The sequence below is a fragment of the Wolbachia endosymbiont (group B) of Apotomis betuletana genome, from assembly GCF_947250475.1.
Classification (GTDB): Bacteria; Pseudomonadota; Alphaproteobacteria; order Rickettsiales; family Anaplasmataceae; genus Wolbachia.
This window is the reverse complement of sequence record NZ_OX366320.1, coordinates 1,293,541-1,307,907: the sequence shown is the minus strand read 5'-3', so window position 1 is coordinate 1,307,907 and position 14,367 is coordinate 1,293,541. Positions and strand designations below refer to the sequence as shown.

12 protein-coding genes, 3 tRNA genes and 3 pseudogenes are annotated in these 14,367 nt (G+C 35.0%); 8 read left to right on the top strand and 10 right to left on the bottom strand.

All coding sequences use genetic code 11. The features are described 5' to 3' along the window. The first annotated feature begins 3 nt into the window (after positions 1 to 3). The 3 genes from rplI (at position 4) to OOK82_RS06100 (ending at position 2,158) form a co-directional block, all read left to right on the top strand. Positions 4 to 558 (top strand): 50S ribosomal protein L9, encoded by a 555-nt coding sequence (rplI, locus tag OOK82_RS06110; protein WP_010402757.1) that lies wholly within the window; start codon positions 4 to 6, stop codon positions 556 to 558. A gap of 236 nt (positions 559 to 794) precedes the next feature. Continuing rightward, positions 795 to 2,087 carry an adenylosuccinate lyase gene (purB, locus tag OOK82_RS06105; RefSeq protein ID WP_010402755.1) on the top strand — a complete coding sequence of 431 codons (1,293 nt, stop codon included), beginning with the start codon at positions 795 to 797 and terminating at the stop codon, positions 2,085 to 2,087. Beyond that, a tRNA-Met gene (locus tag OOK82_RS06100) sits at positions 2,087 to 2,158 on the top strand. Before purB ends, OOK82_RS06100 begins: the two co-directional genes overlap by 1 nt. Positions 2,159 to 2,712: 554 nt before the next feature. Here the strand turns inward: OOK82_RS06100 and OOK82_RS06095 are convergent. Next, a complete protein-coding gene (locus tag OOK82_RS06095) occupies positions 2,713 to 3,978 on the bottom strand; it encodes an iron-containing alcohol dehydrogenase (protein WP_064085670.1) in 1,266 nt (421 codons plus the stop codon). 42 nt (positions 3,979 to 4,020) lie between these two features. Between OOK82_RS06095 and dapE the strand changes: the two genes are divergently transcribed. Both dapE and OOK82_RS06085 read left to right on the top strand, forming a co-directional pair. After that, positions 4,021 to 5,217 (top strand): succinyl-diaminopimelate desuccinylase, encoded by a 1,197-nt coding sequence (gene dapE / locus OOK82_RS06090; RefSeq protein WP_264376163.1) that lies wholly within the window; start codon positions 4,021 to 4,023, stop codon positions 5,215 to 5,217. A 440-nt stretch (positions 5,218 to 5,657) separates the two neighbouring features. Continuing rightward, positions 5,658 to 5,948 (top strand): hypothetical protein, encoded by a 291-nt coding sequence (locus tag OOK82_RS06085; protein WP_007301973.1) that lies wholly within the window; start codon positions 5,658 to 5,660, stop codon positions 5,946 to 5,948. Here the strand turns inward: OOK82_RS06085 and OOK82_RS06080 are convergent. From OOK82_RS06080 to cutA, 3 genes are all read right to left on the bottom strand, one after another. After that, positions 5,945 to 6,307, bottom strand: a complete 363-nt coding sequence (locus OOK82_RS06080; RefSeq protein ID WP_255563436.1) for a hypothetical protein — start codon at positions 6,305 to 6,307, stop codon at positions 5,945 to 5,947. The genes OOK82_RS06085 and OOK82_RS06080 overlap by 4 nt on opposite strands. A gap of 204 nt (positions 6,308 to 6,511) precedes the next feature. Continuing rightward, positions 6,512 to 6,583 (bottom strand) — tRNA-Gln (locus OOK82_RS06075). Beyond that, a complete protein-coding gene (gene cutA, locus OOK82_RS06070) occupies positions 6,574 to 6,909 on the bottom strand; it encodes a divalent-cation tolerance protein CutA (protein ID WP_010402294.1) in 336 nt (111 codons plus the stop codon). Before cutA ends, OOK82_RS06075 begins: the two co-directional genes overlap by 10 nt. 285 nt (positions 6,910 to 7,194) lie before the next feature. On the opposite strand from cutA, the pseudogene OOK82_RS06065 reads away from it, so the two are divergent. After that, positions 7,195 to 7,433: pseudogene (locus OOK82_RS06065) on the top strand (transposase); the annotation flags it as partial. Between the two features lie 80 nt (positions 7,434 to 7,513). Then, positions 7,514 to 8,334, top strand: a pseudogene (locus OOK82_RS06060) (IS630 family transposase). Positions 8,335 to 8,359: 25 nt separating this feature from the next. Here the strand turns inward: OOK82_RS06060 and OOK82_RS07715 are convergent. Then, positions 8,360 to 8,479 (bottom strand): reverse transcriptase N-terminal domain-containing protein, encoded by a 120-nt coding sequence (locus tag OOK82_RS07715; protein WP_395461312.1) that lies wholly within the window; start codon positions 8,477 to 8,479, stop codon positions 8,360 to 8,362. Further along, entirely contained in the window at positions 8,454 to 8,582 is a 129-nt protein-coding gene (locus tag OOK82_RS06055) for a hypothetical protein (protein WP_264686740.1), read from the bottom strand. The genes OOK82_RS07715 and OOK82_RS06055 overlap by 26 nt, the downstream gene beginning before the upstream one ends. A 118-nt stretch (positions 8,583 to 8,700) precedes the next feature. On the opposite strand from OOK82_RS06055, the pseudogene OOK82_RS06050 reads away from it, so the two are divergent. Beyond that, positions 8,701 to 9,528, top strand: a pseudogene (locus OOK82_RS06050) (IS630 family transposase). Between the two features lie 327 nt (positions 9,529 to 9,855). On the opposite strand, the gene petA reads toward OOK82_RS06050, so the two are convergent. From petA to OOK82_RS06030, 4 genes are all read right to left on the bottom strand, one after another. Further along, positions 9,856 to 10,455 carry a ubiquinol-cytochrome c reductase iron-sulfur subunit gene (gene petA, locus OOK82_RS06045; RefSeq protein WP_006014178.1) on the bottom strand — a complete coding sequence of 200 codons (600 nt, stop codon included), beginning with the start codon at positions 10,453 to 10,455 and terminating at the stop codon, positions 9,856 to 9,858. 94 nt (positions 10,456 to 10,549) lie between these two features. After that, on the bottom strand, positions 10,550 to 13,252 hold the full coding sequence (gene gyrA, locus OOK82_RS06040; protein ID WP_264704573.1) for a DNA topoisomerase (ATP-hydrolyzing) subunit A: 2,703 nt from the start codon (positions 13,250 to 13,252) through the stop codon (positions 10,550 to 10,552). Between the two features lie 51 nt (positions 13,253 to 13,303). After that, positions 13,304 to 13,376: transfer RNA gene (locus OOK82_RS06035), tRNA-Val, on the bottom strand. Between the two features lie 64 nt (positions 13,377 to 13,440). Next, the gene (locus OOK82_RS06030) at positions 13,441 to 14,307 is read right to left on the bottom strand and encodes a tetratricopeptide repeat protein (RefSeq protein ID WP_264686742.1); all 867 of its coding nucleotides are present in this window, start codon (positions 14,305 to 14,307) and stop codon (positions 13,441 to 13,443) included. Between the last annotated feature and the right edge of the window lie 60 nt (positions 14,308 to 14,367).

Genomic DNA, 14,367 nt, shown 5'->3' with positions numbered 1-14,367 from the left:
TTTATGTTAATAATTTTAAAGGAAAATATAACAACTTTAGGTAAGCTTGGTGAAGTTGTCAAAGTTAAGCCAGGTTATGCACGTAATTTTCTTTTTCCACAAAAAAAGGCGATGAAAGCCACTAAGGAAAATTTAATAAAGTTAGAGGAACAGCGTTTATTATTGGAAGAAGAAAATATCAAAAAATTAAATGCAGCAAAAGTGCTTGCATCATCACTGCATGATAAATTTATTATATTAATAAAGCAAGCTTCAGAGGATGGAAAGATTTTTGGCTCTGTAACCACACGTGAAATTGCAAAAACTTTATTACAAGAAGGATATGATATAAGTCATCATAGTTTATCTTTTGGTGGAATAAGTATCAAAAATTTGGGCGAGTATCAAGTAAATATAGAATTACATAGTAAAGTGATAGTTCCAATTACTATATACGTTGTAAGATCTGAAAAAGATGCACATGAATTGAGGCAAGTAAAGTTGCAAAATCAGAAATCTGAGCAACAAGAGGCAGAGCAAGATGCGAGTAAAGAAGCTACTGATGGTGATGATAGCTGATCAAAGATGATCCCTTGTTATAGTCGTAAAGAAATGTCTTCCATTGCTAAGCTGGTATCATCCCAGTGCTCCCCTCATGTCATCCCAGTGCGTGACACTGGGATCCAGTTTATTTCATCATGGACATTATTTTATGCTTCTAGAATCCGTTGTCCATTGAATAATTTGCAAATACTTTTATATCTGGATTCCAGTGTCATGCACTGGAATGACACCATTATTGAAATAAATCAAAAATGATCCCACGCTATAGCCGCAAAGAAATGTCTTCCATTTGGGAAGAAAAAAATAAGTTTAATATATGGCTCAAAATAGAAAAATTAGCGTGTGAAGCTCAAGCAGAGTTAAGAGTGATTCCAAATAGTGTTGCTCAGAAGCTCTCTGATGTTATTGAATTTGATATTGAACGTATTAACGAAATTGAATCCATTGTAAAACATGATGTTATAGCTTTTTTAACATATGTTGCTGAAGAAGCGGGAGTTGATGTTCGTTATCTTCATTATGGAATGACAAGTTCTGACGTTTTAGATACATGCCTTGCGGTTCAGTTAAAGGAATCATGTGATATTTTGCTCGAAAATTTAAAAAATATACTTGCAGCACTGAAAAAAAAGGCTGAGGACTATAAAAATATTGTTTGTGTTGGGCGCAGTCATGGAATGCATGCAGAATCAACAACTCTTGGATTAAAATTTGCTAGATTTTATGCTGAATTTAAACGCAATTATCAGAGATTAATTAGCGCGAAAACAGAGATCTCGATTTGTAAAATATCAGGTGCAGTAGGTAATTTTTCAAATGTTGATCCGTTTGTTGAAGAGTATGTAGCGAAAGAAATGGGACTTATACCTGAAACCATATCGTCTCAAGTCATTCCTCGTGATAGACACGCAATATTCTTTTCAGTTTTAGGAGTGATTGCAAGTTCAATAGAGAATATTGCCGTTGAAATACGTCACTTGCAAAGAACTGAAGTTGGAGAAATTTCTGAGTATTTTTCCACTGGTCAGAAGGGAAGTTCTGCTATGCCGCATAAGTGTAATCCTATTTTAAGTGAGAATTTGACTGGGCTCTCACGCTTAATACGCAGCTATGTTTTTCCTGCATTAGAAAATGTTGCATTATGGCACGAACGAGATATATCGCACTCGTCTGTGGAAAGATGCATTGCTCCTGATGCTTGTATAGCAATGGATTTTGCTTTAGTACGATTAACAGATTTGATAGATAAATTGGTGATCAATAAGGAAAACATTGAAAAGAACTTAAATTCTTCAAAAGGCTTGGTTTTTTCACAACGAGTATTACTCGAGTTGGTAAATAGTGGTTTGGCGAGGGAAGAGGCATATAAAATTGTTCAGAATAATGCAATGAAAGTAAAGCAAGATAACAGTGATTTTCTGTTCGAATTGAAACAAGATAAATCCTTGCATGGAATTATTGACTCTGAAAAACTTGAGTCTTTGTTTGATTTGAAGTATTATATGAAACATATAGATTACATATATAGCAAGGTTTTTAATTAGGCTGAGTAGCTCAGTGGTAGAGCAGGAGGATCATAATCTCTTGGTCGGGGGTTCAAATCCCTCCTCAGCCACTCAAGCTAAGCTATGGTTTGGCGATAGCAGCGCACTTGACAAAATAACGTGATTCATTGTCAATTAACTGAAGTTTTTTTTCAGTTGTTCATATAGTATATGGAATAATGTATGTGAAGTGATAAAGATACAACATTTGTTGTATCTATTCAGGGGAATGGCTAATGGTATCCGTTCAAGAAAGTGGTAAAGTAGATGAGAAAAGACAACTAAATGAATTTCATCCGAGTAGCTGACACTGGCATCTATATAAAGACAATCTAATGCACTCATTTAAAGTGAAGTTTTCTGGATCCCAGTGTCTAGGCACTGGGATGACAAGAAAAGAGTTGACTTGAATGACACCGAATAGGTACTGGGACAGAGGCTACTTGAATAATATTTTACCATGTCATTCCAGCACTTGATGCTGGAATCCAGAAGTTTTTTGAGCACAAAAGTCATGCTAAGTTTTTGTTGTTAAGAAAGGCTGGATAGCTACTTGCATGACACCATTTGTTACTGTGTTTTTGTCTATCTTATTTTGCTACCCTCCTGAACGAATACACAAAATCTAACTTTTTTCTATACAACCAGCCAGGTCAAGAAAGGTGAATCTATCTCTTGTTGCAAATGTAAGATTGACTACCTTGCAATATTGCTCTTTGTTCCAATTAAGATGCTCCGGTAAGTACGGAATTGATAGATCTTCAAATACTTTCTGCAGGTGTTTTGCAGATAGTAAATTTTGCTTAATTAAACTAGAAATATTACTCCATTCTTTGCAAATAATCTCTTGAATTTTTTGCTGCATCATTTGCTTCTGCTTTAGAATTTTTATAAATTCGGTATTACCAAAGCACTGAGTTATATGTTTTACATCTAAAGTGATCGGTTTGGTAATCGGGTTTCGTATTGACAATATCTCCTCTTGCAAGTTAGCCATGGTAATCGTTGTCACAGCAATTTTTTCCCCATGTAACGAGGAGGAATAATCCTGTGTTACCATCTCAATTGCATGAGCTATCATATGTTCTCCTTGACTTGCAGAGTAACTGCCTTTTGACATCACCATTCCGAGTCCTGAAATCAATAAGGCTTCCATAAGTAATAAAACTACTCTTTTATCTTTTTTAGCAAGTGCCAAGTGTTCTCTGAGCAAAATTTCCTCCAGATTGCGAACAAGTTTAAAGGGGAGTTCATTATATTCTGTGCCAAGTAATAGATGAGATAATAGCCAATCGGCTTGTACTGTTGAACGGCAGATGAAATCTGCAAATCCACTTAATGTGAGGCGTGGTGGTGCGTTGGCAATTATATCGGTATCAATGTATATTGCCTTTGGAAGATGTGCTCCGAACGATTTTTTATATCCATCAACTAATATTGAAGCGTTTGCAGAGCTATATCCATTCATGGAAGCAGCTGTTGGAAAGGATATGTAGTCTTTGCCTTCTAAATAGCTTGCGTACTTACAGATATCATTAACAGTGCCACTGCCAAATGCAACCATTAAGTCACTATCTTTTGCTTTATTTCTAACTAGGTTTACAGCTTGGAGAGAAGCAGCTCTGTTCAGTCTATTTGGTGTCATCCAAGTAGCGTGACACTGCGATCCATCATAGTCACGCGCTGGAATGACAGGTGTGGCTGGAATAATTAAATGAGAAACTTTATTAAGTATGTTTTTGTTTAAAAGTTTTGCTGTATTTTCATCTGCAATCAGAAAAATGTCATTTCCATATTGTCTACATATTTCATAGATATTATCAGCAAGTACTGTTACTTCCCTAATAAGAACTTGTTCTGTGTGCTGTAATATTTGTTTTAAATATCGCATAGAATGTTTACAATACGGTAATGTTAGTATTTCAAGATTAATATGAAGATTGACCCTGTAGAACTAACTAAGAAATTAATTTCTTTTAAAAGTATAACACCAAAAGACGATGGGGCAATAGAGCATATAGCAGCCATTCTCAAGAAAAGTGGTTTTGAATGTGAGATTTTAGAGTTTGGTGATAAAGTTAAAAATCTTTATGCGAAATATATAAATGGAGTACCAAACTTGTGTTTTGCTGGACATGTTGATGTTGTACCACCAGGTGAGTTAAAAGATTGGATATCTGATCCATTTAAGCCAGAAATTAGAGATGGAATGCTATATGGAAGAGGAGCAGCTGATATGAAAAGTGGAATAGCCGCATTTATTGCTGCTATGGTAGATTCAGTTGCAGGTAAGTTTCGATTCAGTGGTTCAATCAGTGCATTGATTACCAGTGCTGAAGAAAGCGCGGAAGAACATGGAACAAAGGAAGTTTTGGAATGGATGAAAAGTAAGCAAAAAAAGATAGATTTTTGTATAGTTGGAGAACCAACGAGTAGTGAGAAATTAGGTGATACCATAAAAATAGGTAGAAGAGGTTCTGCAACATTTAAATTGATTTGCCATGGTAAACAAGGGCACGTTGCCTACCCAGATCTAGCAGATAATCCAATATATAAAATGGTATCGATACTAAGTAAGATAAAAGATACCACTTTTGATACTGGTAATAAATACTTTCAGCCTTCACATTGCGAAATTACTACTATCGACGTTGGAAATAATACTAATAATCTAATACCTAGTTCAATAGCAGCAGGTTTTAATGTTCGATATAACAATACACAAACACCAGACGTTTTATATAAGATGATTGATGCAATATGCACCAATGTGACTAACGATTATAAACTTTCTATGCAGAACAGCAGGGACGTTTTTCTCTCTAATCCTGACAGAAATACTGATATTATGCTTGATGCGATAAATAAAATTACCGGTATTGATGCTGTGCTGAGCACAAGTGGTGGCACATCTGATGCTGCGTTTATTAAGGATATTTGTCCAGTAATTGAATTTGGTATGATCAACAAAACCGCACATCAGGTAAATGAATGCGTATCAATAGACGATATACATAAATTAACAGCTATATATAAGGAGTTTATAAAAAATTATTTTTACCCCACTAATAAAATATTAAACCAGATCAATGTAATTGGTAATACGCCTGATGGTCCATTATTAGCTTGAGGTGCAGTTGCATAGAGAAGAAAACTTACTAGACACATTTTACCAGCCCCTTATTATAATATTAAGGGTATTTTTGACTCAAAACTTGTCTTTGATCTGTGCAAGCTCAATAACAAAAACTCAGTAAAAAGCTTATTGGCGAAAATTATCTGTTCAGCAGAGTGACAAAATAAGATAGACAAAAAGGGTATAAGAACAAATAGTGTCATGCAACACTGGTGTTTTGTACACAAAACGTTGTAAAGCGCTTTTGTCAACCTGGATCCCAGCTCGGATAACAAGAAAAGAAGCACTGGTTTCACATAGATCTGAATAGATATAATTTCTTAAACATTTATAGCTCACATAAAACCCGGTCTGACTGTCATAAAGGCTACTCATTGCAGCAGACAACTTTCGCACTACTTCAAATTCTAATTTTCAACTTAAAGAGGTACATAATGTCAAATAACTTCAATTTCAAAGAATTTTTTCACCATCACGAAGCAAATAGCACTTTAGATGATATACAAAGGTACTGCATACTGTGGCAATCAGTGATATCACAGGCAATGATTGATGCAGCAAGTAACTGTAAAAAAACAGAAAGCTTGGTAGAGAAACGTAAAGCAATTTCCTGGCTATCAGACTTCAGTCAAGATTTTGTTGAAACATGTATACTGGCTGATTGCGATCCGTTATACGTAAAAAACAAAATACAGCCAATTCTAAAAAAGATAAAGCCCTTTTAATGAGGTTTACCCCTCTCACCAAGAAAAATATCATTTAATCTTTTTTCTATAGCTTCATCTATATCTTGGATTAATAGCTGCTTTATCATATTCACTTTCCGTTCTGCCTCTTGAAGATTATTGTTACCGTAACTGTTCTTATTACTATAACCATAACTACTGCCATTTGGTTTATTACTCATTTTTCTTCTTGTTCTGAGTATCTGAACTATCTTCTCCTTGAAAAAAGACTTCCAGCCTGTGCCAGAAAATAATTTGTAGAGAAAATGCGGAGTAAGAAACGCTACTAATATTCTAATAGAAACTCCATAACCCAAATCATCTCTATTTTCATAATACCATTTTAAATATTGATACAAATGGTAAAATGCATTTTTGAAAGAGCTAAACTCTACAGTATACCAAAAACCATTGGTGAGAAACATAAGCATAATGCTCGATGTATAAAGATACAGAGTGAAAAGAAATAGCTTGACAACTATATCTTTCAAGCTGCCCAGTATATAATTAAATAACCTTAATTTATAAAAAAGTGATATCATTTCACGCACACTTTAATAAAGCTGGGGTGGAAGGATTCGAACCTTCGCGTGACGGTATCAAAAACCGCTGCCTTACCACTTGGCTACACCCCAATATTGTTTATATCAATAACATTATTAACCCAATTAGTAAAAGATTTATTCGCTTTTCCTATGGGTATTATCACAACGGCTGGTTGATCATAAGAATGCATTGCCTCGATTTTTTCTACAATCTTATCAGCCTGATCATTCCTACTCTTCATAATTGTCACCACTTCACAATTACTATTAATTTTACCTTCCCATAAATACAGAGAATTTACTTCAGGAAATATATTTACACACACAATTAACTTCTCGTTTAACAATTCTTCAGAAATAGCCTTAGCCTCTTTCAAGTTTGAAAAAGTTATATAGACTAAAACTAAATTGCTCATTAACCGCTACATAAATGCATTTTTACTATACTCTACTTAGATTTATTCATCAAGAGAAAATAGGAGAGACCTCTTCAGTGCTTGACACACAGAAATTGAAGATGTCATTTAGTAGCTCTCCCCTTGTCATCCCAGTAGTTCTCCTCTTGCCATCCCAGTAGTTCTCCTCTTGTCATCCCAGTGCGTGACACTGGGATGGCTTTGTTGCATCGCTCAAGTGAAAAGAACTGGCAGTTACTGACAAAATTCATTATAAAACAGCCATTTAACTGTTGAAGAAAAAATATGCCACAGAAAATGAAAGTCAGTAACCAAAACAAATATAACAAATTCCTTGAAAAAAGGGGAATATTTTTCGTTACATCGATGAAGCTATCGAAAATTGGTATGAAAATAGTCCAAAGATGCAGGGTGGCAACTATATTTATAGTGATAAAGTTGTGATTTTGGTGCATATAATCGTTAATCTTTTTAGAATTGGTTTAAGACAAACGGTAGGGTTTGTAAAAGGGTATTTGCAACAAAAATGAATTTTGTCAGTATAGCCCTTCTCATAATAGTCCAAAAAGAGTAAGATATGGATTGATAGTAGTGGAAGGTAAGGATGCCAGTAGCATATAGTTATGACTTAAGAAAAAAGGTAATGGAAGCATTGGATGAAGGAGAGAGTGGAGAAACTGTTGCCAAGAGATTTAAGATCGGAAAAACAACTTTATATGAGTGGAAGAAAAGACGTGAGAAAACGGGAGATTTTCAATCAAAAAAGCTTGGAAGCGTGGCATAAAATTACCGACTGGAATGCATTTGCCGAATTTGCAAATGAGCAAGGTGGCAAAACTCAGTCAGAGATGCTGGGGCAATATTAGTAGACAAACAATTCATCGAGCACTTAAAAATATAGGATTCACAAGAAAAAAAAGACCTACAGATATAAAGAAAGAAATGAAGAAAAGCGAGCTCAATTTTCAAAGGTTATAGCAACAAAAGAACCTAAAGAATTAGTGTATATAGATGAGTCTGGACACTGAACCTATGGTTATTGCCAGAAAGGACAGCGGTTTTATGCCCTAAAATCTGGGAAGAAAACTCAACGAATTAGCATGGTTGCAGCCTTAAGTGGAAGAAAAATAATTGCTCCGTTAACCTTTGAAGGCCACTGCAATATGGATATCTTTAATAAATGGTTTGAGCAGTTTCTGACACCGATTTTGGAACCTGGACAAACTGTTATCCTTGATAATGCTACTTTTCATAAGTCTAATAAGATTTGCTAAAGGAGTTGGTGCAGAAATTTTATATCTTCCTCCATATTCTCCAGATTTTAACAAAATTGAACATTATTGGTTTGCTATAAAAAACAGAACCAGGAAAAACATTCCTTTATTCAAATCTTTTCGTCATGCTGTCGATTCTTCTTTCTTATGACCTTTTTGGACTATTATGGGAAGGGCTATAGTAATAACCTCTGAAGATTATGCATCTTCTTGATATCATTACATTGTGAAGCTCGGTAAATTCGTTTTTGTAGCTTAAATGAAGATTTCTCAAGCTTGCGCCAAATTCCATTCATACTTAACATTTTGTTGGCTCATAACATATTCACTACTATTCACAACTTTACCTTCCAAATTACAGTGTTTACGTCTGCATATCCCAAATATTACTTTAGGCATTAGCTTCTTAAACAATCCCTCCACATAGAAGCATTTAGTGGGCCACCTTCTTAGTTATAGCTCTTTTCATAATAGTCCAAACGAGGTAAAATAAGGTTTTATAGTAGTGAAGGTAAGGATGCCAGCAGCATATAGTTATAAAAAAAGCAATGGAAGCACTAGAAGAAGGAGAAAGCAGGGAAACGGTGGCAGCAAGATTTAAAATTGGAAGAACTACGTTATGGGAGTGGCAGCAAAGAAGAAAAGAAACAGGAGATTTTCAGTCAAAAAAACTTGGAAATGGAGGTTATAATCACAAAATTACTGACTGGAATAAATTTACTGAATTTGCTAAAAAATATGGTGGTATCGGAAATGGCTAAGCTTTGGAGCAATGTTAGTATCCCAACGATCCATCGAGCTCTTAAAAAAATTGGACTCACACGCAAAAAAAGACATATGGATACAAAGAAAGAAACGAAGAAAAACGCGCTGAATTTTTGAAAATTATAGCAACAAAAGAACCTCAAAACTTAGTTTATATAGATGAGTCTGGCATTGATAACACCGAGTTATGGATATTGCCAGAAGGGACAGAGGTTTTATGCTCTAAAATCTGGTAAAAAAATTCAACGAATCAGTATGATTGCAGCCTTAAACGGCAGAAAAATAGTTGTTCCGTTAACATTTGAAGGCCACTGTAATATGGATATCTTTAATAAATGGTTTGAGCAGTTTCTGACACCGATTTTGAAACCTGGACAAACTGTTATCCTTGATAATGCTACTTTTCATAAGTCTAATAAGATTTGCTAAAGGAGTTGGCGCAGAAATTTTATATCTACCGCCTTATTCTCCCGATTTTAACAAAATTGAGCATTATTGGTTTGCTATAAAAAACAGAGCTAGGAAAAACATCCCTCTATTCACATCTTTTCGTCATGCTGTTGATTCCGCTTTTCTATAAGCTTTTCGGACTATTATGAAAAGAGCTATATTAAGCTATATAACTCAAAATCTTGATAAAATGCAGAAAAGTTTTTTTAATTTCAGCTCCATCCTCGAAGAGTTAGAAAATAACTTTAAGCAAGTTAGTCAGAATTTTTCTGACGCAAAGGAACAAGTTTTAAATTTAGCTGTCAACTCTGAAAATTTGGCAGGCAAGTTTCTTAATTATCACCCGAATATGTGCATAGTATAAAATTAGCTTGATAGACTTCAAGAGCTTTGCCTATGAAGTCAGTGTGCTTCTTGAAATGCAATATACTTTTATTACTTTAATTATGAAAATCCGTTAAGCCTTCTTGCCAATTACTACAATATTTTCACTTGGAAAAAAGTAGTCAGGTATAGCCATGTTCTTTGGTGCAGGACCGCCAATTACTCGGCCTGATGTGTCATAATATGAACCGTGACAAGGGCAGAACCAACCGTTGCCGTCTTTTGTAGCGTGATCAACTGGTACACATCCAAGATGGGTGCATATTCCAATCATAATTAACCATTCATCTTTTCCTTTGTATACTCTTTTTTCATCTGATTCAGGATCTCTCAAATTTTCTGCATTTATGGCTCTTGCAGCCTCAATCTCTTGTTTTGTGCGCTTGCGGATAAATACTGGCTTACCTTGCCATTTTACCTTTTTTCCTTGTCCTTCTTGAATATCAGATAGATTAACCTCAACCGTAGACATCGCTAAAACCTCAGCAGAAGGATTCATAGACTTAACCAATGGCCAAAGACCGCTTGCAGCTCCTATACCTGCCATGGCACACGTAGTTAATGTGATAAAATCTCTTCTACTCTTATTTTTGGCAAAATCTTTAACAAGAGATGTTTTTTTATTCTTCTCATTCGTCAATGATTTTTTATTTTTAGTTAACTTCTTATCCATCAATCTCTACTTGAACATAGACATATATTTTAATTTAAATATTATAGATTAATCAATAGAAATTTGCACTATTTGTTTAACCTTTGCTATACAGTTAAGAAGAAACAGAGTTGTCAATTTCGGAAATACTATTTTCAGTGGAATCGGGATCCTCAATTTTCGCTACTGACACCACCTTTTCTCTACTCTCTGTTTTAAACAGAGTGACTCCTTGAGTGCTACGTCCTGCAATTCTGATATCATTTACTGAAATACGAATTAACTTTCCTTTATCTGTAATAAGCATGATATTATCACCCTGTTCAACTGGAAAGCTAGCAACAACATTACCGTTTCTGTCGGTAGTAAGGATATTTGTAATACCAACACCACCTCTATTTGTTACCCTATACTCGTACGCAGAAGTTCTTTTACCAAAGCCATTTTCAGTAATAGTTAATATGAACTCCTCATTCATTGCAAGTTTTAAGAACAGTTTGTTATCTATTCCTAAATCATTCAAAGTCTTTTCCAATTTAGAATCAATGGAGTTATTAATTGCAGTCCCCAGTCTTTTTGCAAGTGGAACTTTTAAGTAAAGTTCTTTTGTTTCTGTTGCTACACCTATCCCATTTAATATGGTCATAGATATCACGCTGTCATTCTTTGCAAGTTTGATACCTCTTACGCCATCTGAATTGCGACTTTTAAATTGACGCACATCACTTACAACAAATCTGATACTTTTGCCGAATCTTGTTGAAAGAAAAACATGATCAATTTCATTGCATACTTTAACTGATATTAACTTATCTCCTTCATCGAGCTTGATTGCTATTTTTCCATTGCTTGGAATATAGTGAAAATCTGCTAAAGAGTTGCGCCTTATGTTCCCATGAGCAGTAGCAAAAACTATGTTTTGATTTTCGTCATTTTCACTTGGTAATGGCATTATATTAGTTATAGTTTCACCATCGCTAAGCGGGAATATATTAACAAGTGCTCTTCCACGTGCAGTTGGCTCTGCAATAGGTAACTTATAAACTTTTAATCTATAGACTCGGCCAATATTAGAAAAGAATAAAAGGCTAGTGTGGGTATTCCCAACAAATAATTTTGTGGTTACATCCTCTTCTTTTAATCCTTGTCCTAGCTTTCCTTTTCCACCACGACGCTGAGTTCTATAATGAGAAAGCTTCACACGCTTGATATAACCATTCATAGTTACGGTTATCACCATATCCTCTTGTGGAATTAGATCTTCAGCTTCAATGTCCGTATCTGATTCCTCTATTGAAGTTTTTCGCGGCACAGTAAATCTGTTCTTTATTTCTTGTAGATTGTTTTTTATTTCTTTCATCAACTTCTCTCCTGAGCCAAGAAAAGCGATATATTCTTTTATCAGGTTGATCATTGAACTTAGCTCAGCTTCTAATTTGTCTTTTTCAAGGCCTGTTAAACGTTGCAATTTCATGTCAAGAATAGCTTTCGTTTGCAGCTCAGTTAATCTATACACTCCGTCTTTCAAAAAGCTTGTGCTGTCTGAGATTAATCCAATAATTGTGTTTATCTCAGCTGAAGTTTTCCATTCTTTATTTAAAAGTTCTCTACTTGCTTCCGCAGGATCTTTTGCACCACGGATGATTTTTATCACTTCATCTATGCTCAAGACCGCAATGTAGAGCCCTATGTATATATGAGCTTTTTCCCTCGTTTTTCTTAGACGAAACTCTGTTCTCCTGATTAATACTTCTTTTCTAAAATCAATAAAAGCAGCTATAATTTCTTTCAACGACATCAAAGCAGGCCTGTTGTTGTTGAGGACTAAAGTGTTAACACTAAAACTACTTCTTAGTGGAGTTAGTCCCAATATTTGATTAAGTATAAAACTTGCTTCAGCATTTCTTCTGAGGTCAATTACTACCCTAATACCAGACTTATCAGATTCATCCCTAATTTCTGTTATGCCATCAATTCTTTTTTCTTTTACAAGCTCACCTATCTTCTCAATTAATTTTACTTTATTTACCTGGTAAGGTATTTCATCAATCACTATTGCTTGCCTATCTTGTGACAGGTCTTCCATGTGAGTCTTGCCTTGCACAACAATTGATCCACGACCCGTTGCAAATGCTGATCTTATTCCAGACCTTCCAAGAATCGTTCCCCCAGTTGGGAAATCCGGTCCTGGCATCACTTCAAGTAACTCATCCAAAGTAACTTCAGGATTATCTATATATAACATACAAGCATCTATTATTTCTCCAAGGTTGTGAGAAGGAATATTGGTTGCCATACCAACTGCAACACCGCTTGCACCATTTACCAATAGATTCGGAAATTCTGCAGGCAGTACAACAGGCTCTGTTTCATTTCCATCATAGTTTGGCCTAAAATCAACTGTATCTTCGTCAATATCATTTAGTAAAAAATGCGACACTCTGTGGAGCCTTGCTTCTGTATATCGCATTGAAGCTGGCGGATCTCCATCTATCGAACCAAAGTTACCTTGCCCATCAATAAGTGGTAAAAGAAGAGAAAAATCTTGAGCCATCCTGACCAAGGAGTCATAGATAGCCATGTCACCATGTGGGTGATATTTTCCCATTACATCCCCGACTATACGAGCTGCTTTTTTATACGGTTTACCGGCATCGAACCCAGCCCTCGACATTGCGTATAATATGCGCCTATGAACAGGTTTAAATCCATCTCGCACATCAGGTATAGCTCGACTTATGATCACACTCATTGCGTAGGAGAGATAAGAATCCTCTAGCTCTTTCACTATTGAAACTGGTACTATGTTGTCTTGCATTTTCTATACTTTGATTGAAATAATTGTAATATTAATATTCAACTAGGCTAATGGGCAATGACAGACTTGAACTGCCGACCTCCTCGGTGTAAACGAGATGCTCTACCAGCTGAGCTAATTGCCCCTCTAGATATAATTCTATAGTTCAATGTTGTTGTTGTAAACAAAAATAGCGATACAAGCAACTCTTATGGAATCGCTGGGTGCGCACTATGGAGTTGTATAAATTTTAGCCTTGCTGCTACCTTGTATAAAGGTATTCTTTCACTTGCATTTTTTGACATGTTCAACAACTTTGAATAACATGCTGTGGCATTTTTAAAATCTGAGAGCTTATCTAGAATAACAGCTAAATTATAGGTATAAAAAATATTGTTTTGATCTAAAGAAATTGCTGCTTTCATATATTCTTTAGCTTTTACGTAATCCCCTTTTTTCATATAGATCAAACCTAAATTTGCTGATAAAGGGGCGCTATTTCTGAGTGTATCATACAATTTCAACATTTCACTCAATGCTAAATTAGGATCATATTGTGAGATTATCGTCAGAAAATTCTTTAATACATAAGGGTTGCTAGGATATTCTTTTAACAGTCTTGTGTAAATCTCTACAGCTTTTTTAAATTCTTTGTTAGCGTAATAGATATTCCCTAGTCCAATTAAAGCACTTTCATGATAAGGAAATCTTGCGATAATCTGATTGAGGAGAGAAGTAGCTGTTTCACTATCTCCTAACTCAAAGGAATCTTTTGCTTTTTTTAAAATAGAGTATATGTCAAAATTCTTGCCAGAATTCTGCGAAATTTTGATATTAAATTTGTCACTTTTTCTCTCGAGAACATCAAGATCTTTATATTTTTTATCAGCTTTTATATGCTTGACAACACTATCAAAGACCTTCTGTATCTCCAAATTTTCACTAGCATAGGTAACAGAAGACCTCCATAAAATCACAACGCAAATTAACATGCAGACAAACATAGATCCTAGTGTTGTGGCATTGGCTGCAGCGCGTAACCAGTAAATCTTATTTCTTTGAACTATACGCAACACATTACAAATTCATAAATGCTAAATTACTTATCTAATATAATAATAAAGATATTATTAATT